Below are 26,717 nucleotides of genomic sequence, written 5' to 3' on the forward strand. Positions count from 1 at the left end.
TACTTGTTGGTCATGATTCCTGTTCAATCTTTCATCGGCCCTCGCCGCAAGCTTGATTTATAAAGTAAAGCATGGAAAGCCACAGTAGTTGTTTTTGGGGCAGATCCTTGATAGTTTTATAGTGAGAGAAGAACAGAGGAGGATCAGCTTGGGTACTTTTACTATTGTTAAGCCAGAAGTAAGTGAGGATGTCGTTGCATCTCAGGCTGTTGCAGCAGAGACCGATGACATTATGGGGCTTCTTGTCCGGACGGCTCAATGGCTTCAAAGCAAAGGATCATCTCAATGGAGTGAGCTGCTTGAAGGCAAAGATGTTCACGGAATGGCCCAATCCATTACAGATGGAGATGTATTTGTTTTTAAAAAAGCCGGACGGATTGCCGGAGTGGTGATGCTTCCGCAAGAAGCCAGAGAATGGGATATCCGGCTATGGGGTAACGAACAGCCGGAGGCCATTTATCTGCATCGCCTGGCCATTGACCGGAGTGTTGCGGGGAAGAACCTCGGGAAAGAAATTCTTAACTGGGTGACAGAGGGAATTATTTTTGAAGGGAAAAACGTGATTCGTTTGGACTGTATTGCCACAAATGAGAGTTTGAACACGTTTTACCGTGAAGCAGGTTTTACCTACAGAGGAACAAGTGATACCGGATTTAACATTTATGATAAACTGAAAAAATAGAAAAAAGCAACCCTCGGGAGGTTCCCGTTGGTTGCTTTTTTTCTGGTTATTTCCCAGTGTGGACGATCTTGAAGACCTTTTTCGCCTGGTCTGTGTTGTTGATTAATCCGGCAAACTTTTCTTTGCCAGGACCGTATGCATATACGTTCACATCCTCGCCAGTATGGCCGGTGGTTGTCCATCCGGTGTTGGAACGAAGATCGGCAATTTTCTCGATGGCGGCATCGATTTTTGTTACATCTTTTGTTTTAGCCGCTTCCTTTACATTGTTGGTTTCTTCAGGTGTCAGGTTGAGGTCAATGTACTTGTCGAGTGTGGATTCAATATCTGCTCCGGAAGCAATGGTTTCTGCGAGGAAATCGGGAGTGCGCTTAAACGCTTTGATCGGATCAGTGAGCCAGTTATATTTTCCGTTCGCCCCGACCGATATTCCCCCTGTCGCATGGTCAGCTGTAGCCACGACGAGAGTATGCTTGTCTTTTTTGGCGAACTGGACCGCAGCCTGGACCGCCTTCTCAAAGTCCTGCATCTCGCTCATGGTACTGACGATATCATTGTCGTGTTCTCCCCAGTCAATCTGGCTTCCTTCCACCATGAGAAAGAAACCGTCTTTGTCTTTATCAAGCCGCTTAATGGCGGAGGTGGTCATGTCCTTAAGTGAAGGCAGGTCATGATTACGGTCAATCATTTTTGGCATTCCGCCTTTAGCAAACAGTCCCAGTACTTGTTCGTTTTTGTTGCGGAGCAATTGATCCTTTGTGGTCACATAGCTGTATCCTGCGTTTTTAAATTCTTTCACCAGGTTTCTGTCACTTCGTATAAAGTTGGATGAGCCTCCTCCAAGAAGGACATCGACCTTATGCTTATGGCTGATTTTTTCATCGAAATAATCGTTGGCAATCTCGTTCATGTTCTTACGGCTTGGGTCATGTGCGCCGAAAGAAGCAGGGGTTGCATGAGCGAGCTCGGAAGTGGCGACAAGCCCGGTAGATTTGCCTCTTGCCTTTGCCGCTTCAAGCACCGTTTTTAATTCCTTTTGATTCTTATCCACGGCAATGGCGGCATTGTATGTTTTTTCTCCGGTGGACATTGCTGTGGCAGCGGAAGCGGAGTCAGTAATATTCTCTTCGGGGTCATCTGCGTAGGTCATTTGTTTACCGACGAAATACCGGTCAAAAGTGGTTTTTTCCATTTCCATCGTATCCGGATCATCCTTCCAATACCGTAATGCTGTGGTGGCGGAAGGGCCCATACCGTCCCCGATCATGAAAATAACATTCTTTATTTTGGGTTCTTGCTTGGTGAGGTTCTTTGCATCGCCATGCATCGACATGGAAACGGCTCCAATCCCGACAGCGGTACTAAGGGCAATAGGAAGCCATTTTTTAAAGCGGTCCTTTTTCAATGTCGTTCCCTCCTGTAAAATTTTATATTTATCTGTCAATTTAAGTATATGCCATCCCCAAGAGTTCCCTCAATGGACCATAGGTATTGCATAGAATGTACTAGAAGAAAACGGGATGGAAAGAAAGGCATTAAAAAAAGAGCCGAACAGGTTTCGGCTCAGGGGTTTATATGTAAATAAAAGGTTGATTCATTTATGATAGCTGTGCTAAAATAAAGATTGTGGCTTGCTAATGTATAATAAACTATAACTATCCAAATTTATTATACTATGTAAGCTGATCTGTTGTCAAGTGATATACGTAAAAATTTATAGATAAAGGAGAGGGGCCATGAACCAGTGGGAAAAAGAATGGCAGATAGAGCAGGAGCGTGTGAATTCAGTTGTTGAAAAGGCTGATCATAAGATCCGGAGGCTGGAGGAACATCTCGGCGGTAAAAAAGAAGACGTGGTTGACATCCGTAAAAATTTCTGGGAAGACGTGACCGTCAATTTAGAAGATGCCGATGAAGCGATCGAGACTGCGGCGAGCATTAAACAGCAGGCGGAATTGCTTTCAGAACTTGAACGCAGCCACAAAAATGCCGAAGATCAAATGAAAAGCCTGGTGCGCTTGAGTGATTCTCCCTATTTTGGAAGAATCGACTTTAAAGAGAAGAGCGATGCCGATTCTCAGCCGATTTACCTTGGCATTGCCTCTTTCTATGATGAAGAAAAGGATCAATTTTTGGTTTATGACTGGCGTGCACCCATTTCAAGCCTGTATTATGACTATTCTTTGGGCAAGGCGGAATACGATGCTCCTGGCGGTGTTATTTCGGGTGAAATGGAACTCAAGCGCCAATATATCATTCGAAACGCCATCATCAAAAGTATGTTTGACACCGGTGTAACCATTGGTGATGAATTGCTTCAGGAAGTATTGAGCCGTCAGGCGAACCCGCACATGAAAAGCATTGTGGCGACCATTCAAAAAGAGCAAAACCAGATTATTCGAAATACGAAGGGGTCCCTGTTGATCGTCCAGGGTGCTGCCGGATGCGGAAAAACCTCCGCTGCCCTTCAGCGTGTGGCTTACCTGTTATACCGTTACAGGGAAACACTGACAGCCAACCAAATCGTTCTTTTTTCTCCAAACAACGTATTTAACAGTTATGTATCCAATGTCCTTCCTGAGCTCGGTGAGGAGAATATGATGCAAACGACGTTTCAGCAGTATATTCACCATCATTTGGGAAGCTCCTTTTACCTTGAGGATCCGCTCGAACAAATGGAAGCGGTGCTGACGGCTGGAGAGGGTTCACAGGATCAGGCAAGGCTGGCCAGTATCCAATACAAAGCGTCCTTGGACTTTATGGATATGATTGAAAAGCACATTTCCCGTCTTCGTAATGAGGGAATGATCTTTAAACCGATCAAATTCAGGGGGAAAGTACTCATCACGGGTGAGGAGATTAAAGAAAAGTTTTATTCCTACGCTCCATCGGTCTCCATTCCGAACCGGATGAAACTTGTTTCCGAATGGCTGGTCCGTGAGGTGCGCAACTTTGAAAAAGCCGAAAGAAATGAACCATGGGTAGAGGAAAAAATACAGCTGCTCGACAAGGATGTATACGTAAAGCTGTATCAAAAATTGCAAAAGAAAAAGCAGTACTCAGAAAATACATTCAATGATTTTGAAAGAGAGCAAAAGCTGTTATCGGCTTATGTCGTATCAAGAGCATTTAAGCCGCTGAAGAAAAGGATTAAAGCTTTAACTTTCATTAATTTAAAAGCACTTTATATGGCGTTGTTCAAAGAGGATGGATTGGTTTCACCTGCAGAAGTACCGTCCAGGTGGAAGGAAATATGCCTGCTTACAGCAAAAACTCTCGCCCGGGAAGAGCTGTATTATGAAGATGCTACTCCGTTTTTGTATCTAAAAGAACGGATGGAAGGCTTTCAGACCAATACGGCTGTAAGACATGTATTCATAGATGAAGCCCAGGATTATTCACCGTTTCAGTTTGCCTTCATACAACGGCTGTTTCCGCGGAGCAAAATGACAGTGCTGGGGGATTTGAACCAGTCCATCTATGCGCATTCCACAGGAGACGCTTTTCAAATGCTGTACGACCGTTTTGGCAGGGAGAATACAGAGCGGATTATTCTGACCAGAAGCTACCGGTCAACAAGGCAAATCGTAGAGTTTACGAGAGAACTGCTGGATGAACCGGATAAGGTCGTTCCATTTAACAGGGATGGGGAAAAGCCGGTGCTGAAACAATTTTTTGCTCCTGAAGACCATGCCCGCTCAGTTGCAGATACGATTAAACAACTGCAAAACGAGAAGGTTAAAACGATCGCCGTGATTTGCAAAACCGAACAAGAGTGCAAAGAAGCCTTTGAAGCATTGAAGGATCAAGTGGAAGTAGAATTGATGCTTAAAGAATCGTCCTCGTTTAAGCAAGGAACACTGATTATCCCGTCCTATCTCGCCAAAGGGATTGAGTTTGATGCTGTTCTTGTCTTCGATGCTTCAAACGAAGTGTATGGGAAAGAGAGCGAACGGAAATTGTTTTATACGGTTTGCACCCGTGCTATGCATGAACTACATCTTTTTTCCAAAGGAGAACTATCACCGTTTTTTGAGCGTATTCCTTCAGATACCTTTCATACTGAATAATAAATAATTATGATTGTCGAAGCTTGCCGAAATGGCAAGCTTCTGTTTTTATCAAAAAAAACACACCCGAATGGGTGTGTTAATTGGCGGCTAGGACTTTATAGCCAATTTCCTCTAGCTCGTGAATGTCCTCTTTGCTGGTTACACAAACGGAATCGTCATTAATTCTGCAAACAACTGCTTCATTTTCGTGACAATTCTGTAAGGCGCCTACCACCGAGTCGTATTCTTTTCCTTGTATTTCTTTTTGTCCAACTGACCAGGAACGCTGCCGGCAAACGTGATTGACTAACGAAACCATGACGGGACCACCTCCGTATTGGTTTATATAAGAGTAATACCACAATTTTAGCATTTTACTCTTGTACAGGCAAAAAGAAATTTAATTGTAACAAATTATCTTTTTATGGCGAAAATTCAGTTATTATGCAACGAGCATAACGCGGGGATAAGAAGACAAAAGCGGACTAGGAATAAGTTTAAGCGGGTATGAAAAGGTAATAGTTAGAGTAGAAGGGAGTTTTGAAAAATGAAAGTAGCTGTTGCAGGAGCAAACGGAACAACCGGCAGGCTGATTCTGCAGGAATTGGCTGGCGCAGGACATGAAGCCAAGGCGATTATACGCAATAAGGAACAAGCCTCAGAACTCGAAAAGCTGGGAGCCGAAACCGTGCTGGCCGATCTGGAAGGGGGTCTTTCAGATGCGATCAGAGGGTGTGATGCCATCATTTTTGCTGCAGGCTCAGGTTCCAAAACAGGTCCGGATAAAACTGAGGCGGTTGACCGGGACGGGGCCATCAAGCTGATGGAAGAAGCAGAAAAGCAGCAGGTGAAGCGGTTTATCATGTTAAGCAGTATGGGTGCCGGAAGTCCTGAAAAAGGCCCGGAAGAACTGCAGCATTATTTGCGGATGAAGGGTGAAGCAGATGACCGGCTGGAATCCAGCAGGCTTCACTATACCATCGTAAGGCCGGGTGCACTGACCAATGACGAAGGAACTGGAAAAATTAAAATTGGTGGGCAGCTGGGCCATGGGAGCATCCCCCGGGCAGATGTGGCGAAAGTCATGGTCCAGTCGCTGGATTTGGAGAATGCGAATCACAAGATTTTTGAAATCCTTGAAGGAGACCAGCCTGTAGCCGATGCGCTTAAATCCTTATAATAAAAACATAAAAAAAGCATGCTTTGTAGCATGCTTTTTTTATTTGGGACCTTCTGTACTGCATTTTGAAGGTATTTTCTGTTAGTGTAGGAAATAGGGTTATGGAAAGGAGAATAAAAAATGAACCAAGAACTTTACAGGCAATTCGAAATGACAAGAGGATTTTTTTTAAGAAGCATCAGTAAGATTTCACCAGAATTGGTTGATATTCAGCCACAGGGGTATAACAACACGATACACTGGCACATCGGACACGTGTTAACCGTTACCGAACAGTTTTTATTTGGTAAATTCTTTTCTTTGCCCGGGAAATATGTCGAATGGTTTGGCAAGGGTACACAGCCGTCTGACTGGCAAGGAGATGTTCCGTCCGTCGAGGAATTGACTCCCGAGCTTGAGAAACAGCTTCTCCGCATTAAGGAAATTCCGGAAGAAGCCCTTGAGCAAAAGCTGGAAAAGCCGTTCCTTGGGTTGGAAACGTTCCGGGAATTGGCCGCCATGTCTCTTTTCCATGAGTCCAACCATTTGGGCCAGCTGCACTCTATGAAACTAATGCTCGAACGCACACCACACTAAAATAGCCCGGAGGACATTTCAGGTTCTCCGGGTTTTTTATGTACAGGTAAAGGGCTGAAAGTAACAGAGGTCTTATGTTTTATGTAAAGGCATTCACCACTAAACTTGAAGTCAGGAGTGAATGACTGAATGTAAAAAATCGATATCATCTTTAATCTTTTCTTTTAATTGATGATCTCTGCAACGTATATATTCGCCAGTGAGTGTAGCGATTTCTTTCATAAACAAAACAACCTCTGTATGTTTTAGCATGCATTCTCCCTGCCTTGATTTAAAATATATAGTTCTTCTTCTCCATCCATTCCTCTTTTTTCGCCAAATTAAACCATGTTCTGCGACGTTTTTATAATTTAAGAGAAAAAGGTGTACATCAGTCTGTGACAAAAGGCGGATTGCGTGAAAGTTGAATAGAAGCTATGATGACATGGAAAATAAAATATATTTTCTGCTAGGGGAGCCCGTAGCCGGGCTGAGAGAGGGGAGCACGATCCCTTTGACCCTTTGAACCTGATCTGGGTTATACCAGCGTAGGAAAGTAGGAGTCGAAGTTAACGGTATGTTTGTTTGCATGTTTCTTTGTCTATCCTGTCGGGTTCTATTGATTAGAACCCGGCTTTTTTATTTTACCGTTACTTCGCTATTCCCCGTTGCGTGTAGCTCCGACTTTTAACAAGAGGAGGAAGTGGCATGACAGTACAGAACGAAAAAAAGGTTTCATTGAAATCGCAATTCCCGAACAGTGAGAAGGTCTATCAGAAGGGAACTCGTGCCGATATCAAGGTGCCCATGAGAAAGGTCAATCTGAGTACCACCCGCCTTTCTGGAGGGAAAGAGGAGAATCCGCCGGTGCTTCTTTATGACACAAGCGGACCTTACACCGATCCGCTTTATACATCGGATGTTGAAAAAGGACTTCCTGTTTTAAGGAAACCATGGATTCAGGAAAGAAATGATACAGAAAATTATGAAGGACGTAATGTGAAGCCTGAAGATAATGGATATAACGAAAATAATGAACGGGATGCCAATACTTTTCCGGTTGCTGTTAAAAAACCGCTGCGTGCCCGAAAAGATAAAAATGTGACCCAGATGCATTACGCAAAAAAAGGCATCATTACGCCGGAAATGGAATTCATCGCGATCAGGGAGGGATTTGAGTCTGAATTTGTCCGCAACGAGGTTGCCTCTGGAAGGGCGATCATTCCAGCAAACATTAACCATCCCGAATTGGAGCCCATGATTATCGGCCGAAATTTCCATGTGAAGATCAATGCCAATATCGGCAATTCAGCAGTAACCTCGTCCATTGAAGAAGAAGTCGAAAAAATGACTTGGGCGACCTACTGGGGAGCGGATACCATTATGGATTTGTCTACCGGAAAGGACATCCATACGACAAGGGAATGGATTATAAGAAATTCACCGGTACCTGTTGGCACAGTCCCGATTTATCAAGCGCTTGAGAAAGTGAACGGAATAGCAGAGGATTTATCCTGGGAGGTGTACAAAGATACGTTAATTGAACAGGCGGAACAAGGGGTGGACTACTTTACCATTCATGCGGGGGTTTTGCTCCGATATGTTCCATTAACCATCAACCGGGTGACCGGGATCGTTTCGCGAGGCGGATCCATCCTGGCCCAGTGGTGCCTGGCTCACCATGAGGAGAACTTCTTGTACACCCATTTCGAGGAAATTTGCGAGATCTGCAAACGGTACGATATCTCCATTTCCCTTGGTGACGGTTTGCGTCCGGGATCGATTGCCGATGCGAACGATGAAGCACAGTTTGCCGAACTGGAAACGCTGGGTGAGCTGACAAAAATCGCCTGGAAGCATGACGTGCAGGTCATGATTGAGGGACCGGGACATGTGCCTATGCATCAGATCAAGGAAAATGTGGATAAACAAATGGAGATCTGCCATGAAGCCCCTTTCTATACACTCGGGCCGCTAACCACAGATATTGCCCCGGGCTACGATCACATTACCTCTGGCATTGGAGCGGCGATGATCGGCTGGTTCGGAACCGCCATGCTTTGCTATGTTACACCGAAGGAGCATCTGGGATTACCCAATAAAGATGATGTACGCGAGGGGGTAATTACCTATAAGATCGCAGCACATGCGGCTGATTTGGCCAAGGGTCACCCGGGAGCGATGGAGCGTGACAACGCACTTTCCAAAGCCCGTTTTGAATTCAGATGGGAGGATCAGTTCAATCTCTCTCTTGACCCGGACCGTGCGAGAGAATACCATGATGAAACCCTGCCTGCACAAGGTGCGAAGACTGCCCATTTCTGTTCAATGTGCGGACCGAAGTTCTGCTCCATGCGAATTTCTCACGATCTGCGGAACATGCCTGAACTGAAAAAAGAAGCCGAGAAAGAAATGAAGAAAAAAGCAAAAGAGTTTCAGGAACAGGGCTCCAATCTTTATTTATGAAAAACTGTGAAGAGCTTGCCGAACGAGTGAAGCATTTAGAAAAACAGCTGAAGGAAATACAGTCCCATTGTTCTCACGTTTTCTTTGAAACCTCCGAATCGGACGTACGTACCTGTATAAAGTGCAGCTATACTGAAACGGTTTTTTACCGATTTCCTCAAAAACAGTCCTGAACTTGCTGGTGGATGCATATTTCTGGAAAAGGACACTAAACTAGATATAGTGTGTTTATACGTGACACCAGACCAAGAATGCAGGTGAAAACGGAGGAATCGGTATGAACAATTGGCTGCAGCAAGCTATAAGCTGGACAGAACAAAGACTGGGACAAGCTTCCGAGGGATTCAGGGAAATTTTCAACAAGGTGAAGCAGGAATCCTCAATGAGTGTGAATGACTTGGCTACATTTATCATGCTCCATCCGGAAACCGTAAAAAAACGGCAGGAATTACTAGGGCTTACCTTTGCCACCTATACTTTAAAAATGGGAGAGACAGATTTGATTTTGGAAGCAAAGGAGAATTCCTTGCCAAAAGTACTTGAATGCCTGGTGGTCAACAGGAATAAAGTCATTTCCCATTATCGTTCCTATGACAAAAAGAATAAGACAATAATGGCCGTACCGGATGACATTAAAAACTATAATAGTCATTAAGGCGGTTCTCAGGCAGTAAGCACCTCCTGAAGAGAACCGCCAAGGCGGTTCTCAGGCAGTGAGCACCTTCTGAAGAGAACCGCCAAGGCGGTTCTCAGGCAGTGAGCACCTTCTGAAGAGAACCGCCAAGGAGGTTCTCAGGCAGTGAGCACCTTCTGAAGAGAACCGCCAAGGAGGTTTGCAGACTGAGAGTCCCTCTTAAAAAGAACCGCCAATGCGGTTCTTTTTTTATTAAGATTTTTTAGAATATTTAAAAAGTACTTGTAAGAAAAGAGGAATCATATTAAGATTATGTCGAAACGTTTCAATTTTTACCCTCCTATTTTTATTCATCAAGAAGAGTAATTACCTCAATAATGTAAGCGGTCTTACCTGTTGCTAATTGACCATTTTTGCGTACACCTTGATGGACACTGCAGTAAAACGCAGAATGTAGTTCTTGCGGATCTGGAAATCCAGCGAAACAAAGATCATTGTAAAAAAAAGAAATGACAGCATTGCTGCAATAAGGAGGGATCGATATGCAAAGAAAAGCCTTACAGCTTTATACGATTAAAGAACTGTGTGAGAAGGACTTTATCGGAACGCTGAAAAATGTGGCACAGTGGGGATATGAAGGTGCCCAGTTTGCCGGATTTTATGATACACCAGCCCGGCAGTTGAAAAACACGCTGTCTGAACTGGGATTGAAGCCTGCAGGCAGTCATACGGGTCTGGACCAGCTAAAAGAAGATGCCCTTAAGCGGCAAATCGAATACAGCCATGAAATTGGGAATGAACTTATCATTCTGGCTTATTTGACGGAAGAGAACAGACGGAACCTGAATGATTATAAACGGGTAGCCGATACTTTGAACAAAGCTGGCGACCTTTTGAAATCAGAGGGGCTGAAACTCGGATACCACAATCATGATTTTGAGTTTAAAAAGCAGGAAGCGCTTACCGGTTATGAGATTCTCTTGTCGGAGACCGATCCGTCACTTTTGTCTTTTGAACTGGATGTGTATTGGGCAGCCTATAAAGGTTATGACGTTGTTCAGTTTATGGAAACACTTCGTGACCGTCTCATCACCCTCCATGTGAAAGACATGGCAGTAAAGGGAACAGAGCGCAAAAGCACGATTTTGGGTACAGGTGAACTTGATCTTGCGTCAATTGTATCAAAAGGCAAAGAGATGGATGTTTCCTGGTTCGTCGTCGAGCAGGAGGACTTTGAAACCGATCTGGAGACGGCTGTCCGGGAAAATGTTAAAGTTCTTCAAGACCTTTTAAATAAGAAAACTGATAAAACGGGGATTTCAGGAGAATAAGAAAATGCCTGCCAGGCAAAGCTGGCAGGCATTTTCTATAGAGGTTTCTCGGTGAAACCGGTCAGTTCCAGTCCTTTTTTGGCAAATTTGTTTTTCATGAACCATTTCCAGACCAGCCCGGTACGGTGGTTTTCAATCATGAGCAGTGAAATGCCCTTATCAATCCCGATGACATCGCGGCCATACCAGGGAGGAGAAACATCCAGATTGTAGGCATCCCTGAATCCGTATTCTCCCCAAAGCTCAGGAACATGAGTATAATAATGCTGCATCGCATCCAGGCTTTCTTTTGGTGTAAAAGGAATGGAACCGATGGCGCCTGCCGGAGGAACGGTTCCATCAGAATGATGCTGATCGTTGGCTCCTGACCGCCCGGAAGGGGGTGCTCCGTAATCTCCTCTGTAGCCGTAAGGCCCATCGCAGGCCGTAAGCCCCCATGAGTTGGAACCAAGCGTCTTGAAGGCTTCCGATTCATCCATGCTATATTGACGGTGGGCACGCGTGGCTTTAACCGAGTTCTCCCACCAGTCAAGGCCGTCCCGGTCCGTCTTGTTCTGTAAATCAAACCAGGCATGGGAAAATTGATAAGTGAACAGAGAGCCAGTCCAGGTATAAATGAACAGAGGAACATCACCATATGTACTGACCTGCCGGTGGAAATCGTAAAACATCTCAGGATCCACCGGATGTGTAGGAGAAGCTGCCGCGAGAAAATACATCATGAATTGCTCGGCATACATGTCCCAGGCGCCCCAATGGCCTCGCTCAGGTGTATATCCTTTGTAAAACTGGTTGGTCTCCGGATTTCTATACCACTCCCAATCCACGCGTTCAAAAAGCTGTTGTGCTTTTTCCTTCAACTTTCCGCCAAAATATTCACCAGCCGTAATGGCCCCGCACACGGCAATGGCTGTATCAATGATGGAAATCTCGGAATTATCATACCGTTTGCCCGTTTCCATCGAAAGAAAGTGATAGAAAAATCCGTTCAATTCTTCTGCGTGCTGCAATAGTGTATCAAGTGTCCCCTCGGCGCGCTGCCGAGCTTCATCCGTGGTTATCCACCATCGTTCTGCACCGATGACAAGCGCAGTTAATCCGAATCCGACCGAAGCGACAGAGCACTTCTCGGGATCACCCGGAGAACGGTCTCGAAGTAATCCGAAGCCCGGGCTGCCAGGAGTGCTATTGGCCTCCCGCCAGAAAAACAGGAAGGAATGTTTGCTTTCAAGTTCCATTAATTCTTCATTGGAAAGTGGTGTCATTATTCAACCTCCTCAACAGTTGATACGTTTTTAGCTATGCAATCCTCAAACCCAGTGTAACATAAGAAAATTTCTGAATTTTATAAAAAGTAAAGAATAAGTGGGTATATAAGTAATAAATCCAAAGGAGGAGATACATATGGGAACCGTTTATAGTCAGGAAGAAGGCAAAGTGGCCGTTGTCACAGGTGGAGGATCGGGAATCGGAAAGGCCTCCTGCATTGCGTTTGCGAAAGAGGGAATGAAGGTCTGCGTCCTGGACGTCAAGGAAGAGCGTGCGGAAGAAACCGCAAAGGAAATCAGGGAGGCCGGAGGGGAGGCCATTGCTGCCGAAGTGGATGTCACAAAGGAGGACCAGGTCAAAGCAGGTATTGAAAAAGCGGTAAAGGAATGGGCCAGGCTGGATGTTCTGTATGCCAATGCCGGAATAAATGGAACTCTCTCTTCCATTGAGAAATTTAAGCTGGAAGACTGGAACACGACCATTTCCACCAACTTAACCGGTACCTTTTTAACGGTTAAGCATGCGGTGCCTCATTTAAAAAAGGGGGGTGGAAGCATTGTCATTACCGCTTCCATTAATGGAAACCGAAGTTTTTCAGGATTTGGGATGTCGGCATACAGCTCTACCAAGGCAGCACAGGTGGCCTTTATGAAAATGGCGGCACTGGAACTTGCCCGATATAAAATACGGGTCAACGCCATCTGTCCGGGAGCCATCTCCACGAACATTGGGCAAAATACCCATCCAACGGATGACGTAAAAGAAATCAGCATTCCTGTCGAATACCCGGAGGGAAATCAACCACTTGAACATAAGGCTGGTGAGCCCGAACAAGTAGCGGACCTTGCCCTGTTTCTCGCGTCCGAACGGTCGAGCCATATATCGGGCACGGAAGTCTATATTGACGGGGCAGAAACACTGCTGTAGTAAAGAATTATTATATGGAAGAAAGAGCCCTTGAGGCTCTTTCTTTTTTGCTGAATGGTGTGGAAAAAAGAGGAATTAAAGGTGATTTTGAAGAAGTAGATAGAGTAAAAAAATTTATAATCGGGAGACGATCAAGTGAGCGAAGACATTCTGAATAAAGAGGACCTTTTCAAGATGCTGGATTCTTTATTGAGAGAGCCGGCGTCTTTTTGGGATGGATTCTATAAAGACCGTACAAAAGACATTCCTTTCTTTCATAACGTTCCGGACGAAAACCTGGTCAGTTATTTTGAAAAGGGTTTGCTGACTCCGGGAAAGGTTTTGGAATTGGGCTGTGGACCCGGGAGAAACGCCCTATACTTAGCTGACAAAGGGTGTAATGTGGAGGCAGCAGATGTATCGGAGGAAGCGTTGGAATGGGCAAAGGAACGGGCTCGGAAGGAACAAAAGAATATTCATTTTATTCACAAAAACATTTTTGAACTGGACCTGATATACGAATCGTATGACCTCATTTATGATTCGGGCTGTTTTCACCATTTAGCCCCACATCGAAGACTTACCTATGTTGATCTGCTGAACAAATGGCTAAAGCCTGGCGGCCATTTTGGCCTGGTTTGTTTTTCACCCGGGGGCGATTTTGGAGGTTCTGAATTGTCCGATTGGGAAGTGTACCGCTCACGTTCTTTAATGGGCGGCATGGGATATACAGAAGAGAAACTTATGAAAATATTTAATGGCTTTACGCTAGTGGAAATCAGAAAAATGAAGGTCATGGAAGAAAATGAGAGATGTTTTGGTCTCCCAGGTTTCCAGACAACTTTGTTCAGAAAAGCATAACATTCAGGATTCTTACATATTAAAAGACAGGAGAGATTTTGTCATGACATATTCAATTGTGGGCTTTGACCCTATTGAAAAAGAATGGGGGATTGCGGTCCAGTCCAAATTTTTGGGAGTGGGTGCGGTCGTTCCCTGGGCAAAGGCAGGCGTTGGTGCTGTTGCCACACAGTCCTATGCGAATACCTCATACGGGCCGCAGGCACTTGATGCCATGGAGCAAGGAGAATCAGCGGAGGAAACGCTGAAGATGTTAATCGAAAAGGATGAACAACGTGAAATGCGCCAGATCGGCCTGATTGATGGAAACGGAAATGCCGCTACCTTTACCGGAAAAGAATGCTACGACTGGGCGGGAGGAAGAACGGGTGCCCATTTTGCTGCCCAGGGCAATATCCTGGTCAGTTCAGCAACTGTGGAAGCGATGGGGAAGACCTTTTCTGAAACGGGGGGATCACTCGCCGAACGTTTGCTTGCCGCCTTGCAGGCAGGACAAGCAGCTGGCGGGGACAGCAGAGGCCAGCAGTCCGCCTCTTTGCTGGTTGTGAAAGACCAGGGAGGGTATGGCGGATACAATGACCGGTATATTGATTTAAGAGTGGACGATCATCAAGAACCCATTAATGAACTGAGACGAATCTATAAGCTGCACCAATTATACTTTGCGCCTTCCAAACCGGAAAATATTATAGAGATTAATGAAGAAGTTAAGCAGGAAATCAGCAGGGAGCTGCTCAGGTTAAACTATCTGAAAGGAGCATCGGCTGACGACAGCAAGTTGTATAAAGCACTAACCGCCTATATCCACACTGAAAACTTTGAAGTCAGGGAACAGGAGAAAGGAAGGGTTGATACGGAAGTTTTGGCATATATGAAACAGGACAAAATGATCAAAAAGTAGTACAATCTTACCAATTAACGTTATTTTGCAAAAATTTTTAAAAAACAGGTTTAAAATTCAGATTGTTTTTTGTATGATAAGACGATAAACATATAAGTCATTTTTTGGGGGAAAGATGATGCATTCATGGAAACGGAGATTACAGAACCATAGAGGCATGGAGTTTGCTTTGTTTTATCTTGTACTGCTGTTTGGGGTAGGAGCGTATCAAACCATTAAAGTATTTATGAATATCGATTTGTATTCCGAGCAAGTGCTTTTTGGTTTATCGTCCCATTCCTTTATTGCAGCTCTTCTTTTTTTCTGGGCGGTTGTCAGCATTTTTTGGATCACGGCTTTGCGTGTTCTCGACTGGGCACACCGCACTTCACTGACAACAACTAAAAACGCGATATTCGGATCGGCTGTTCTATTTTTCGGTGTTCCGATTGGCATTTCCATTCAAATCTACAATGCAATGGCCTTTAATTCGCTTCTAAGCTCGATTACTGAGGCGTTGCTCATTACGACAATCATTTCATTTGCAATTGGTATTTCAGGAAAATACAGAAAAACGGCATAATCCCAAAAACCGGCAAACGCCGGTTTTTTTATTTTTATGGAGGAAAATGCAAACCTGGTGAGGAAAAAGAGAGTACAAACGGTTTGGCTTGGCAGGAGGAGACGGCATAATGGAACTAAGGAACGTCGATCGTGAAAATTGGGAAGAAGCAATAAGATTAAAGGTGAAGAAGGGGCAGGAGAAACTGGTACCGTCAGTCGCAGTATCTTTGGCTAAAGTGTATATCAAACCCGACGGTGATGACGTTGAATATCTGCCCTTCTCCATTTATGTTAATGGCAGAATGGTGGGTTTCATTATGCATGCGTATGTGCAAAAAACAGATAACATGTATTGGATTAATGGCTTCCTTATTGATGAACAGCACCAAGGCAAAGGATATGGAAAGAAAGCGTTGAATGAGATGATTTCTTGGATTGAAAGGAAATTTCCCCATTCAAAAGAAACGCGGCTCACCGTAAACAAGGAAAATCACCATGCGAAGGCTCTTTACGAGAAGTTGGGTTATGTGCCGACAGGAGAAGAATATGATGGAGAAATCGTCTGCAGACGAAAACGGGTATAAGCTATTGAAATCAGTTTCGAAGGAAACTGATTTTTTATTGAGCTTAAAACCAATATGCGATATATTGGTTTTATGAAAAACATTCAACGAATTAAACGACAATCATTACGTGATGAAGTGTATCACAATTTAAAGGATGCCATTCTCTCACTGGAGCTTGAACCCGAAGAGAGGATTAATGACAAGGATTTGGCAGAACAGTTTGGAATCAGCCGGACCCCGGTAAGAGAGGCACTAAAACGACTGGAAGATGAGGGACTGGTGGAGGCGATGCCAGGTTCTGCGACACGGGTGGCCCCGCTACATAAAGAGGAGGCAAAACACGCTTTTACCGTGGTTGCAGCTTTACATGCACTTGCCGCCAGGCTGGCTGTTCCTGTCTTCCACAATGGCGATGTTCGAACATTGAAGGAATACAACCAACGTCTAAAAAAAGCGATGGAAGAAAAAAACGTAAGTGCTGCGATTGCAGCGGATGAACGTTTTCATGAAGTGTTTTTGGAGGCCGCCGGCAACCCTGAGCTTAGAAAAGCCCTGGTGGCCAGCACGGCAAAAATTCGCCGGCTGGAAATGGCGCAATTCGGGTCATTAAAAGGAATTCAATCCGTGCAGCAGCATGAGCAAATTATCTCTGCCTGCATAGAAAAAGATAGGGAGAAGACGGCGCAGTTAACGGAAAAGAACTGGCTGAGTCTTGGAGAACTGCTCATACAAGAATAAAACTAGAGGTGTTGTCATGCGTCCGGTATTGATTGGTATAGGTTCAGCGTTCTTTTTTGCTTTTACGTTTGTTCTTAATTCATTAATGGAAGTTTCGGGAGGAAGCTGGATTTGGAGTGCTTCACTCCGTTATTTGTTCATGGTGCCGTTTCTTTTTATCATTGTGGGCATAAGAGGAAATTTGAGGGCTCTTTTACAGGTGATGAGGGAGGACCCAAAAGCATGGGGGATTTGGAGCATCATTGGGTTTGGCCTTTTTTACGCTCCCATTTGCTTTGCCGCGGCTTATGAACCGGGATGGCTTATTGCCGGTACCTGGCAGATTACCATCATCTCCGGATCACTTTTGGTGCCTTTTTTTAAGGAAACGGTTCAAACACCGAATGGGATGGAAACCGTGCGTGGGAAAATCCCGTTTAAAGGGCTGTCGATGTCGCTCATTATCCTGCTCGGCATTGTTTTATTGCAGCTGGAGCAGGCAAGAACATTGTCGTTTAACGATGTTCTGCTTGGCGTCCTTCCTGTGATTGTTGCCTCGTTTGCATATCCCCTCGGGAACCGGAAGATGATGGAGGTGTGCAGGGGAAGACTCGATGCGTATCAGAGGGTGTTCGGTATGACACTGGCGAGCCTGCCATTATGGATCATTCTCTCTGTAATAGGGATAGCAACCGTGGGGCCGCCTGCCAAAGCACAAATCTTACAAACAGGAATTGTGGCTCTTTCTTCAGGTGTAATCGCTACTGTGCTGTTTTTTTATGCGACTGACCTGGTACGGGGAAGCATGCAGCAGCTTGCAGCGGTGGAAGCAACTCAGTCGGCAGAAGTTTTGTTTGCGGCAGCAGGCGAGATTTGGCTGCTTTCACTTCCACTGCCAACTGCTTTAAGCTGGCTTGGAATGTTTCTGGTTATGCTTGGCATGGTGCTTCATAGCTATTTCTCCCGCTCTTCTGTAAAGGAGACGCTAAGGAAGGCAAGTGCATCGTGATAAAAGGAAGTTCTTTCCTTGCCTATTTTTTAGGTGAACAGGGTAATATTCTGATAAAAAGGAAGGGATGACAAAAATCATGGCTTGGTTGGAGAATCATCTTCTGCTTGTTATTCTTGCTGTCGTGGCCATACTTGTTTTTATTTTCTTGCTGAAGCTTGCTGTACGTGCTGCCATTCTTTTTGGAATTATTGCCCTCATCGCAATTGTTGTATTTGGAGTCAGCCCGGGAAAAATTGCGGATATCGGTAAAGAAGGCGCAAATTCCGCATCAAAGGCTTATGAGAAAACCATTGAGCCAGTGATCAACAAAGAGCTGGGAAATGCCAAACATGTAGAAAAGAAGGACGGAAGCTTTGTTATTAAGAGCAAAAGCGTGAAGATTACGGGCAGGGATGGGGATGACAAAGCCAAAGTGACATACAACGGGAAGACATACAATGTGGATATGAATGTGATCAAACCGATCAGAAATCGCATAGAAACAACCAAACAATGATACGTTATAGAGTTCGGGCCCGGAACAAAAATTGTTCCGGGCCTTTCCATGTCACTGAAACATTCATATTTCAGGAGGGAGTGGCAATAATTTATAAGAAGGAAGAAACAAAGAGGTGTTGTTATGAAACGAAAATGGGTGCTTATGCTCAGTCTGGCTTATACCGTTTTTATGGCGGTTTTGTTTTTTTACTATTTTTCAAAAGGAACAACGCACAGCTATCAGGTTGCTCTTGCAGGCGTATTATGCGGAGCCATCCCGCTCTTGCTGGCGAAGTTCACGAAACTCACGTTTAACCTATCGGTTACACTTTCCTATCTCGCGTTTCTATTTGCTTCCCAATATTTAGGGTCGATTCTGCATTTTTACGGATTAGGATGGTGGGATACCTTTCTTCATTTGCTAAGCGGGGCGCTGCTGGCATTTGTGGCCATCGCTCTTTATGAACGTCTGGTCCACAGAGAAGGGAAAAAAGAAGTTTCCCCTTGGCTTCTTTTTTGGTTTGTGGTTTCTTTTGCTGTGTTAGGCGGGGTGGTATGGGAAATGTACGAATTCAGCATGGATCAACTGTTTCACATGACCCTGCAGGGCGGCGGCAACAGCGATACAATGGTGGATTTAATCGCGGATACGACAGGTGGTTTGGTGATTGCCGTCATTTCTCTTATCAAAACAAAATCAAAACTAGATAAACCTACCCTGAAAAAAGAGCCGCTGCCACCAGAATCAATGGCATAAGGAAGGCCCGAATCGCTAATGATTCGGGCGCTTTTTATTTTACATGCCAATACTGGAGCAGAGGGCCGTCTGTTCCGAATAAAGGGTCTGTTTCAGGAAGTGGAACCGCACCAATCTCCTCAAGAACACGTGGACGTTCCCCGTCAACACCACGCATCAGGTTATGGTCCATCCCATGTGGATAAGCACCGGCGACTTGAAAATCGGCGCTGGAATCCACATTCATATGTCCGGTCCCTGCAGGGAGAACAAGTACATCTCCGGTATGGATCTGAAGTTCCTCACCTGATTTCCCACCAATTTTTACTGTCGCAAAACCCGAAACCACACCCAGGGCTTCATGAGTATTGCTGTGATAATGGTGAAAATCGTATACTCCTCCCTGCCAGCTGTTCAGCCAGTTATTGGAATGGAAAATTTCTTCTGCCTGCTGAGGTTTTTCGGATAAAACACCTTCATAAAACAAAACGGGCAGACGTGGGTTGTTAGGAATAAAGCCATCGTCCTCAAGAAAATACGTTTTCACTTCATAGATTTTCATGGTGAATCCTCCTCATTAGGGTTTTAAAAAGAATTCCCGCTATTACTCAGAATTAACCATACTAATCGGTTAATTTATTTTTTACCTTGTACTTGACGTAATGAAATATAATAATTATACTAACTTGTATAAAGTAATTAACATTAAAAAATGTTGGAGGGAAACACCATCATGGCAAAGGATTTTTTGAAGTCAGTTGAAGATCGACGTACGTATTATGGAATCAGTAAAGAAGCAGTTGCTTCTGATGAGAGAATTCAGGAAGTTGTGGAGCATGCAGTAAAGCATACGCCTTCTTCCTTTAACTCTCAAAGTGCACGTGTTGTTGTGCTACTGGGTGATAATCATGACAAGCTATGGAACATTACGAAAGAAACACTGCGCAAAATGGTGCCTGCAGACAAATTTGCTCCAACCGAAGATAAAATGAATGCTTTTGGCAGCGGCTATGGTACGGTATTGTTTTTTGAAGACCAAAAGGTGGTTGAAGGACTTCAGGAAGCATTTGCGTCCTATGCTGACAACTTCCCAATCTGGTCTCACCACTCATCAGGGATGCTGCAATTTGTCATCTGGACTGCTCTTGAAAACGAAGGCTTTGGTGCTTCACTTCAGCACTACAATCCACTTATCGATAATGAGGTAAAACAGGAATGGAATGTGCCTGAAAGCTGGAAGCTGATTGCACAAATGCCGTTTGGCAAACCGGTTGCCGTACCTGGGGAAAAAGAATTTCAGCCGCTTGAAAACCGTGTGAAAATCTATAAATAATAAAAAAGAGACCCTAAAAGGTCTCTTTTTTGTGCAACCGAATCATTAAAGAAAACAATTTGCCAGCCTTTCATACGATTTTTTTCTTTCATCAAAGGAATAAAGGTTGGTCAACACCATAAACTCATTCGTTTGATAACGTTCGGCCAGGCTTTCCAACTGGTCTTTTACCGTTTGGGATGAGCCAATCACCATTCGCTTTCTATTGATCCTGATTTTTTTCCGATCAGCTTGTGAATAGGAATAGGCGTGCGCTTCCTCAAGACTCGGGAGTCTGCTGTCGAGCCCTTTTTCCACACGAAGAAGCCATAAATCCTGGCTTAATGCCAGCTCTTCGGCATGTTCATCACTCGCCCCGCATATAACAAAGATCGCCGTAATCCCTGCGGCGGGTTGTTTAAGAAGTGGGGAGGAAGCAAAATTTGAATAGTACGCTTTGTATGCCTCCTGTCCACGGTCAGGGTCGATAAAGTGTCCGAAAACATATCCAATTCCGAGTTCAGCTGCCTGCAGTGCACTGTTTTCTCCGAGACCGAGCTCCCAAACCGGGGGAGGTGAAGAAACAGACGGGACGGCCTTTATACCGTAGTAAGGATGATCCGAAGGGAGAGTTCCTGACAAATAGTAAGTAAGGTCCTGAAGCTGACGGGGAAATTGCGTCATGCTTTTTTTGATGCTGTCAGTCAGGGCAAGCCTCGTTTTCATCGTTCCTCCAGGTGAACGGCCCACACCGAGGTCAATTCGCCCGGGATACAATGTTTCAAGCTGCAAAAAGGTTTCAGCGACTTTAAAAGGGCTGTATTGTGGAAGCAGCACCCCGCCTGAACCCACACGGATTGTTTTCGTCCGGGCGGCGATATGTGCCATCATGATTTCAGGGGCTGTGCTTGCCAGCCCTTTTGTACTGTGGTGTTCAGCAAACCAGTAGCGCTTGTAGCCCCATTGTTCGGCAAGCATTGCAAGCTCGCCACTTTGAACCAGGGTCTCTGAGGCGGTTTGTCCTTTAGAAATGGGGACTTGATCAAGTATGCTTAAGTGCATGAAAAATATGCCTCCCCGCAAGGTCTTATGTAGTCAGTCAAAAGGCTGCTTTTAATCGATTTGATTCCACTTATGAACGTGACGATCATGAATAAGAGGTTTGATGTTAATCCGATAGGCTTTGTAATGAGCTGTATCCATATGGCGGTCGAGGGACTCCTGGCCGCTCCAAAGTTCATACAGCATAAAGGTTTGCGGGTTATCTTGTTCTTGATGCAGGTTATAGTGAAGACAGCCTTCTTCATTTCTGGAATGTTTCATGACTTTGAGCAATACATCCTGTGTTTGTTGTTCTTTTCCTGATTTGGCTTTCAATGTAGCTATAACAGCAACAGCACTCATTATTCTTTCCTCCCGTTTTTTGGTTGTTTATGCCACTATACCGGACGTGATTTAAAAAGTCATTTGATTTGCCCATGAAAAAGCCAGTCTCTATAACTTAGAGTCTGGCTTTTTTATTATTCTGCTGAAACGTGAAGAGTAACCGCAATATTTCCACGAGTCGCCTTAGAGTAAGGGCAAACCTGGTGAGCCTGTTCGATCAGTTGCTCTGCTTCTTCCTGGCTTGTTCCTTTCACCTTTGCATGTAAAGCGACGGCAAGGCCAAAGCCCCCATCTGTATCTTTCCCGATGCTGACTTCTGCTGTCACGCTGGATTCAATCCGCTTTCTTGCCTGGCGGGCTGCAAGCTGAAGAGCACTGTCGAAGCATGCCGCATAGCCGGCTGCGAATAATTGTTCAGGATTGGTTGCACCTGCTTCTTCCTTTCCGCCAAGTGATTTTGGCATCGACAATGAAAAGTCGATGGTGCTGTCACTGGATTTAACTTTACCCTGCCGTCCACCGTCTGCTGTTGCTTTTGCTGTATATAAGGCATCTAACATAAAAAATCTCTCCTTCACCATTTATATTGTGTGCAATTTAATTGCTTGACGATAATTTAACACACCTCTAAACAATTGTCAAAAATTAAATTTTGCACAACTTAATTTGACGCATCTTTTTTCAAGGATTATAGTGTAGTAAGGAATTGAAAAGAGAAATGAGGTGTTAGAATGGAACAGGACCAATTAAAATTGGAAAATCAAATCTGCTTTATGGTTTATGCTGCTGCTAGGGAGATGACCAAACAGTACCGTCCGCTTCTGGAGAAGCTCGATGTAACCTATCCCCAGTACCTGGTATTGCTGGTGCTTTGGGAACAGAAGAAACTTTCGGTCAAAGAACTCGGAAAGAAATTATTCCTTGATTCGGGTACGCTGACACCGATGCTGAAACGTATGGAGTCACATGAGCTGATTTTTCGGCAGCGGTCAAAACAGGATGAGCGGAGTGTCATGGTTTCTCTGACAGAAAAAGGGGAAGCCCTGCAGGAGGAGGCGGCATGTATACCAGGCGCCTTGCTCGAAAATATGAATCTTGATGACCAGGAGGTTTTTCAATTAAAGAAATCACTCGGAAAAATACTCAACAGCATTCAGAAAGATTAAAAAACCTCATTCCGCCTGGAGTGAGGTTTTTAATCTAAAAATACATTTGTAAATTTGCGGTGTCTGGTGCGTTCACGGAAACTGCTCGGTGATTCACCTGTATACCGCCTGAATACCTTGCTAAAGTAATTCGGGGTATCAAACCCGCTTTGCCGCGAGATTTCCTGGACCGGAATGGTGGAATTCGACAGCCGGGCCATTGCCTGTTCGATTCTTTTTTTTGTAACGTACTGCATAGGGGTTGTCTGGAGGTGGGATTGAAACAGCTGGATAAAGTAAAATTTGGACAAGCCAGCCACATCAGCCAATTCCTCCAGGTGAAGAGGCAAGCCGAGATTTTGATGGATATGGGTAATCGCCTGCTGCAAGCTTTCCGGCATGGAGTCGGTATCCTCGGTATACCCCTGGCCAAAACGGTGCAAGGCCATGACAAATTCATAGGCGCGGCTTGAGGCCATATAGGCATCCTTGATTTCTTTGTTGGCAGCTTCCTGGTTGATTTGATGAAGAAGCTGAATCACGCGGGAAGAGTAGGGGATCTTGAGGACGGGTCCCCTTTTTTCCGTGAATGCCTCCCAGCACATTTTTGTGCTTTCGCCCACCAGGGTGATAAACATGAATTCCCATTCACTGCTCTCATCCGGCAGCCAGTATTCGTGGTCACTTGGAACATCCACAAGAAACGCGTCTCCCGGAAACAGAGAATAGGTTGTTTCATTCACCCTGATCTTTCCTTCCCCCTTTGTTGTGTATTGAAAGATAAATGTGTTATCACCATCATTCCTTGTATTCCCATTCCACCGGTAGGCGGAAGAGGTTTGGAGCTCCCATCCTGCATACCACAAGTTAGCGGGCATGGATATATCCTTTTTCCGATATTGAAATACACTATTGCCGTATGGCTTCTCTAACACCTGGTTCAGCAATTTATTACCCTCCAAAAACAGTTTTTTACCATTGATAATAGAATGTAAGCGATTTAATATTGAGTATAACAAATATTCTTACAAGTATCTTTTAAAAAAACGATAACAATAAATTGCATGTTGGAGGAGAGCGTAATGAAAAAGATTACCTTTATCGGAGCAGGAAGCACCATTTTTGCCAAAAATGTTTTGGGAGATTGCATGCTGTCACCTGCGCTGCAAAATTTTGAATTTGCGCTGTTTGATATTGACCTTAAACGTCTCAGTGAATCAGAGGCCATGCTGAACCAGCTTAAAAGGAATTTGAAATCTGACGTCACGATTAAGTCATATACGGAGAGAATCCCCGCTTTAACAGGAGCTTCCTATGTTATAAACGCGATTCAGGTGGGAGGCTATAAACCAAGCACAGTGATCGACTTTGAAATTCCGAAAAAATATGGCCTGGAACAAACGATTGCTGACACAATTGGAATCGGCGGAATTTTCCGTGCTTTGCGAACGATCCCGGTTATGCTTGATCTTGCAAAAGACATGGAAAACGTATGCCCGGATGCCTGGCTTCTGAACTACACCAATCCGATGGCCTCCCTGACAGGAGTTGTTTTACGCTTTACGTCCATAAAGGCTGTCGGTCTTTGCCACAGTGTGCAGGTTTGTACGAGAGACTTACTACAATCGCTGGATCTTCCGGCAGATGGCATAGAAGAGCGCATTGCGGGGATTAACCATATGGCGTGGCTTTTGGAAATCAAACGCAACGGGGAAGACCTTTATCCGGAAATCAAGCGCCGTGCAAAGGAAAAGCAAAAAGAAAAACACAATGATATGGTGCGCTTCGAGTTGATGGATAAATTCGGCTACTATGTGACGGAGTCTTCAGAGCATAATGCAGAGTACCACCCATATTTTATTAAAAGAAACTACCCTGAACTGATCGACAAATTCAATATCCCGCTGGATGAATATCCACGACGATGTGAGCAGCAGATCGCGGAGTGGGATAAAATGCGTGACAGCATCGTGGAAAATGAACAGCTGTCTCATGTGCGTTCACATGAATATGGATCAAGGATTATCGAAGCAATGGAAACGAATCAGCCGTTTGTATTTGCCGGAAATGTGCTGAATGTAGGAAACTTGATCTCCAATCTTCCGTCAAAAGCGGTCGTTGAAGTTCCGTGTGTCGCAGACCGGAACGGAATCAAACCATGCTATATGGGTGAGCTTCCGGAACAACTCGCAGCCCTTAACCGTACCAATATCAACACACAGCTGCTGACAATTGAGGCAGCAGTTACGGGGAGCCGCGATAACCTTTACCAGGCAGCGTTTTTGGATCCTCATACCGCTGCAGAGCTATCACTGGATGATATCGTAGCGCTATGTGACGATCTCATTCAAGCGCACGGAGACTGGATTCCGGATTTTTCCAAAGAAGAGGCAGAAACCATTAATTCATAATCCATAAAAAAATGGGTTAAAGGCTCATAGCGGGAGCAAAACGGGTTGAATTCTTCCACCCGTTTTGCTCTGTCTATACCTGGCTTTTTAGAAGCACTTCAATTGCTTTTCCGATTTTTTGAATCCCTTTGGGGATCAGATGTTTATCAACCTGAGAGACGCTGAGCCGCACGGTATTAAACTTTTTGAAATCAGGCAAATACATTTCCTCCATGCTTTCCAGCAAGACTCCATCTTTCTTTACACGGTGAATAAAAGGGTTTGCTTTTAATGGATAGGGCAGCTGAATACTTGAATAAAATCCAGAGTTAGAACCTGTATAGACAGTATTTGATGGTAAGTAATGTTGATAAGACTGCTGTACAATTTTTCCTTTTTGATGATATAAACTTCGTAATTTACCAATATGAGCTCCGTACATTCCGCTTTTTAAATAAATTTCAAGTGCCCCTTGAGTAAGAACGGGGGTATGGACATCCATTCCGAATTTTCCCCGTAGAAAGTTCTCTTTTAATGACTCAGGAAGGACGGCTAAACCAAGCCGTAAGCCGGGGAGGAGCACCTTGGAAAAGCTTTTTGTATAGATCACTCTTCCGGATGGGTCAAAAGCAAACATCGGATCTTGCTTTTTGTTGTGGTCCAAATCTCCCATATAGTCATCTTCCACGATAAATACATCATATTTCTGGGCGAGCTCAACGATTCTTTTTCTTTGTTTATTTGAATAACTGTAGCCGGTCGGATTGTGAAATCGTGAAACGGTATAAAAAAATTTAATATCTTCGTTTTGAAAAAAATACTCCAATTGCTGCAAATCAGGACCGTCTCTGTGAATCTCGATACCTATCGTTCTCGCCTTCTGGTGACGCAGGGACTCTATCATGCTGGGATGGGTCGGCTGTTCAACGCAAATGGCATGCTTTCCATTCGGGAAAGGAAGTGAGATGAGGAGATGGAGCGCCTGCTGAGAACCGGTTACTACTATAATCCGATCAGGGTTGGTGAATACTTGAAGCTCTTGCAATTGCTGTGCCAGTTCGTTACGAAGAGAAGGGAGTCCCTGGATGTCAGAGTAGGCAAACATGTTTTCTTTATAAAAATCAATCGCTTCGTTTATACAATGCTTATAATCGATGTACGGCATTAGTTTGTAGTCGGGTCCCGCAGAATGAAAATCAATCAATGGCTCATCTTCAGATCTCTTCAATACCGGACGGTGATCTTTAACTACGTAGTACCCGCTTTGCGGGACAGAATAGATGACATGCCGCTGTTCAAGTTCCTGGTATGCTTTTATTACCGTATTGATACTGCATGAAGCAACCTCTGAAAGTGCCCGGATGGAAGGAAGCCGGCTTCCTGGAGCAAACTCACCCTGAATCACTTTGTTGTGTATCATGTCCATTATCTCTACATATTTCTTCATACTCTGGTAACCCCCTTTGTATCTGTATGGGTACAGCCACTCAAAAGTGTAGTTTTTCTTGCCGCTATGTACAAGTATACTTTAGATATCAGATTTAGTGAGCTAAGTTTGTAGCCGGAGTGAAGGCCTGCACTGCGGAAATTAAAACA

General features: G+C 44.6%; 28 protein-coding genes and 1 riboswitch. Of the genes, 19 read left to right on the plus strand and 9 right to left on the minus strand.

The window, feature by feature from the left end; genetic code table 11:
* Positions 1 to 148 precede the first annotated feature (148 nt).
* Positions 149 to 682 (plus strand): GNAT family N-acetyltransferase, encoded by a 534-nt coding sequence (locus BLT53_RS00495; RefSeq protein ID WP_244520320.1) that lies wholly within the window; start codon positions 149 to 151, stop codon positions 680 to 682.
* A gap of 46 nt (positions 683 to 728) precedes the next feature.
* Here the strand turns inward: BLT53_RS00495 and BLT53_RS00500 are convergent, their stop codons facing one another.
* Positions 729 to 2,087 carry an alkaline phosphatase gene (locus tag BLT53_RS00500; protein WP_425284644.1) on the minus strand — a complete coding sequence of 453 codons (1,359 nt, stop codon included), beginning with the start codon at positions 2,085 to 2,087 and terminating at the stop codon, positions 729 to 731.
* A gap of 331 nt (positions 2,088 to 2,418) precedes the next feature.
* Between BLT53_RS00500 and helD the strand changes: the two genes are divergently transcribed.
* Complete coding sequence (gene helD, locus BLT53_RS00505) at positions 2,419 to 4,752, plus strand: RNA polymerase recycling motor HelD (RefSeq protein ID WP_090231949.1); 2,334 nt, start codon at positions 2,419 to 2,421, stop codon at positions 4,750 to 4,752.
* A 79-nt stretch (positions 4,753 to 4,831) separates the two neighbouring features.
* Here the strand turns inward: helD and BLT53_RS00510 are convergent, their stop codons facing one another.
* Positions 4,832 to 5,053, minus strand: a complete 222-nt coding sequence (locus BLT53_RS00510; protein WP_090231951.1) for a hypothetical protein — start codon at positions 5,051 to 5,053, stop codon at positions 4,832 to 4,834.
* Between the two features lie 228 nt (positions 5,054 to 5,281).
* Between BLT53_RS00510 and BLT53_RS00515 the strand changes: the two genes are divergently transcribed.
* From BLT53_RS00515 to BLT53_RS00535, 5 genes are all read left to right on the plus strand, one after another.
* Positions 5,282 to 5,914 (plus strand): SDR family oxidoreductase, encoded by a 633-nt coding sequence (locus BLT53_RS00515; protein ID WP_090231952.1) that lies wholly within the window; start codon positions 5,282 to 5,284, stop codon positions 5,912 to 5,914.
* Between the two features lie 120 nt (positions 5,915 to 6,034).
* Complete coding sequence (locus tag BLT53_RS00520; RefSeq protein ID WP_090231954.1) at positions 6,035 to 6,490, plus strand: DinB family protein; 456 nt, start codon at positions 6,035 to 6,037, stop codon at positions 6,488 to 6,490.
* A 440-nt stretch (positions 6,491 to 6,930) separates the two neighbouring features.
* A riboswitch (TPP riboswitch) is annotated at positions 6,931 to 7,041 on the plus strand.
* A 136-nt stretch (positions 7,042 to 7,177) separates the two neighbouring features.
* On the plus strand, positions 7,178 to 8,935 hold the full coding sequence (gene thiC / locus BLT53_RS00525; RefSeq protein ID WP_090231955.1) for a phosphomethylpyrimidine synthase ThiC: 1,758 nt from the start codon (positions 7,178 to 7,180) through the stop codon (positions 8,933 to 8,935).
* A 277-nt stretch (positions 8,936 to 9,212) separates the two neighbouring features.
* Positions 9,213 to 9,590: a hypothetical protein gene (locus tag BLT53_RS00530; protein WP_090231958.1), complete on the plus strand. Its 378-nt coding sequence runs from the start codon at positions 9,213 to 9,215 to the stop codon at positions 9,588 to 9,590.
* A gap of 521 nt (positions 9,591 to 10,111) precedes the next feature.
* Complete coding sequence (locus BLT53_RS00535; RefSeq protein WP_090231960.1) at positions 10,112 to 10,900, plus strand: sugar phosphate isomerase/epimerase family protein; 789 nt, start codon at positions 10,112 to 10,114, stop codon at positions 10,898 to 10,900.
* Between the two features lie 35 nt (positions 10,901 to 10,935).
* On the opposite strand, the gene BLT53_RS00540 is transcribed toward BLT53_RS00535, so the two are convergent.
* Positions 10,936 to 12,165, minus strand: coding sequence for a glucoamylase family protein (locus BLT53_RS00540; protein WP_090231962.1), 1,230 nt, complete (start codon positions 12,163 to 12,165; stop codon positions 10,936 to 10,938).
* Between the two features lie 139 nt (positions 12,166 to 12,304).
* Between BLT53_RS00540 and BLT53_RS00545 the strand changes: the two genes are divergently transcribed.
* The 9 genes from BLT53_RS00545 (at position 12,305) to BLT53_RS00585 (ending at position 18,909) form a co-directional block, all read left to right on the plus strand.
* Entirely contained in the window at positions 12,305 to 13,096 is a 792-nt protein-coding gene (locus BLT53_RS00545) for an SDR family oxidoreductase (protein ID WP_090231964.1), read from the plus strand.
* A 135-nt stretch (positions 13,097 to 13,231) separates the two neighbouring features.
* Entirely contained in the window at positions 13,232 to 13,936 is a 705-nt protein-coding gene (locus tag BLT53_RS00550) for a class I SAM-dependent methyltransferase (protein ID WP_090231966.1), read from the plus strand.
* 43 nt (positions 13,937 to 13,979) lie between these two features.
* Entirely contained in the window at positions 13,980 to 14,837 is an 858-nt protein-coding gene (locus BLT53_RS00555) for a DUF1028 domain-containing protein (RefSeq protein WP_090231968.1), read from the plus strand.
* 118 nt (positions 14,838 to 14,955) lie between these two features.
* Complete coding sequence (locus BLT53_RS00560) at positions 14,956 to 15,399, plus strand: hypothetical protein (protein ID WP_090231970.1); 444 nt, start codon at positions 14,956 to 14,958, stop codon at positions 15,397 to 15,399.
* Between the two features lie 109 nt (positions 15,400 to 15,508).
* A complete protein-coding gene (locus BLT53_RS00565) occupies positions 15,509 to 15,964 on the plus strand; it encodes a GNAT family N-acetyltransferase (RefSeq protein WP_090231971.1) in 456 nt (151 codons plus the stop codon).
* Between the two features lie 72 nt (positions 15,965 to 16,036).
* Positions 16,037 to 16,684, plus strand: coding sequence for a GntR family transcriptional regulator (locus BLT53_RS00570; RefSeq protein WP_090236598.1), 648 nt, complete (start codon positions 16,037 to 16,039; stop codon positions 16,682 to 16,684).
* A gap of 16 nt (positions 16,685 to 16,700) precedes the next feature.
* A complete protein-coding gene (locus tag BLT53_RS00575) occupies positions 16,701 to 17,672 on the plus strand; it encodes a DMT family transporter (RefSeq protein WP_090231973.1) in 972 nt (323 codons plus the stop codon).
* A gap of 79 nt (positions 17,673 to 17,751) precedes the next feature.
* Positions 17,752 to 18,171 (plus strand): hypothetical protein, encoded by a 420-nt coding sequence (locus tag BLT53_RS00580; RefSeq protein ID WP_139168355.1) that lies wholly within the window; start codon positions 17,752 to 17,754, stop codon positions 18,169 to 18,171.
* A gap of 123 nt (positions 18,172 to 18,294) precedes the next feature.
* Entirely contained in the window at positions 18,295 to 18,909 is a 615-nt protein-coding gene (locus tag BLT53_RS00585) for a DUF2238 domain-containing protein (RefSeq protein WP_090231977.1), read from the plus strand.
* Between the two features lie 34 nt (positions 18,910 to 18,943).
* Here BLT53_RS00585 and BLT53_RS00590 read toward each other — a convergent pair whose 3' ends face one another.
* On the minus strand, positions 18,944 to 19,450 hold the full coding sequence (locus BLT53_RS00590) for a cupin domain-containing protein (RefSeq protein ID WP_090231978.1): 507 nt from the start codon (positions 19,448 to 19,450) through the stop codon (positions 18,944 to 18,946).
* A 171-nt stretch (positions 19,451 to 19,621) separates the two neighbouring features.
* Between BLT53_RS00590 and BLT53_RS00595 the strand changes: the two genes are divergently transcribed.
* Positions 19,622 to 20,221 carry a nitroreductase family protein gene (locus BLT53_RS00595; RefSeq protein ID WP_090231980.1) on the plus strand — a complete coding sequence of 200 codons (600 nt, stop codon included), beginning with the start codon at positions 19,622 to 19,624 and terminating at the stop codon, positions 20,219 to 20,221.
* A gap of 45 nt (positions 20,222 to 20,266) precedes the next feature.
* On the opposite strand, the gene BLT53_RS00600 is transcribed toward BLT53_RS00595, so the two are convergent.
* The 3 genes from BLT53_RS00600 to BLT53_RS00610 all read right to left on the minus strand — a co-directional run bounded on the left by BLT53_RS00600 (position 20,267) and on the right by BLT53_RS00610 (position 22,146).
* Positions 20,267 to 21,262 (minus strand): LLM class flavin-dependent oxidoreductase, encoded by a 996-nt coding sequence (locus tag BLT53_RS00600; protein ID WP_090231982.1) that lies wholly within the window; start codon positions 21,260 to 21,262, stop codon positions 20,267 to 20,269.
* Positions 21,263 to 21,313: 51 nt separating this feature from the next.
* On the minus strand, positions 21,314 to 21,604 hold the full coding sequence (locus BLT53_RS00605) for a putative quinol monooxygenase (protein ID WP_090231984.1): 291 nt from the start codon (positions 21,602 to 21,604) through the stop codon (positions 21,314 to 21,316).
* A gap of 116 nt (positions 21,605 to 21,720) precedes the next feature.
* A complete protein-coding gene (locus BLT53_RS00610) occupies positions 21,721 to 22,146 on the minus strand; it encodes an organic hydroperoxide resistance protein (RefSeq protein ID WP_090231986.1) in 426 nt (141 codons plus the stop codon).
* A 171-nt stretch (positions 22,147 to 22,317) separates the two neighbouring features.
* Here BLT53_RS00610 and BLT53_RS00615 point away from each other — a divergent pair, with 171 nt between their 5' ends.
* Positions 22,318 to 22,752, plus strand: coding sequence for a MarR family winged helix-turn-helix transcriptional regulator (locus tag BLT53_RS00615; protein WP_090231988.1), 435 nt, complete (start codon positions 22,318 to 22,320; stop codon positions 22,750 to 22,752).
* Between the two features lie 29 nt (positions 22,753 to 22,781).
* Here BLT53_RS00615 and BLT53_RS00620 read toward each other — a convergent pair whose 3' ends face one another.
* Complete coding sequence (locus tag BLT53_RS00620; RefSeq protein ID WP_090231990.1) at positions 22,782 to 23,678, minus strand: helix-turn-helix domain-containing protein; 897 nt, start codon at positions 23,676 to 23,678, stop codon at positions 22,782 to 22,784.
* Between the two features lie 135 nt (positions 23,679 to 23,813).
* On the opposite strand from BLT53_RS00620, the gene melA reads away from it, so the two are divergent.
* Positions 23,814 to 25,142: an alpha-glucosidase/alpha-galactosidase gene (melA, locus tag BLT53_RS00625; RefSeq protein ID WP_090231991.1), complete on the plus strand. Its 1,329-nt coding sequence runs from the start codon at positions 23,814 to 23,816 to the stop codon at positions 25,140 to 25,142.
* Between the two features lie 73 nt (positions 25,143 to 25,215).
* Here the strand turns inward: melA and BLT53_RS00630 are convergent, their stop codons facing one another.
* Positions 25,216 to 26,568, minus strand: a complete 1,353-nt coding sequence (locus BLT53_RS00630) for an aminotransferase-like domain-containing protein (protein ID WP_170834179.1) — start codon at positions 26,566 to 26,568, stop codon at positions 25,216 to 25,218.
* Positions 26,569 to 26,717 lie beyond the last annotated feature (149 nt).

Origin of the sequence: Fictibacillus solisalsi (assembly GCF_900103485.1) — a bacterium.
Lineage (GTDB): Bacteria > Bacillota > Bacilli > Bacillales > Fictibacillaceae > Fictibacillus_C > Fictibacillus_C solisalsi.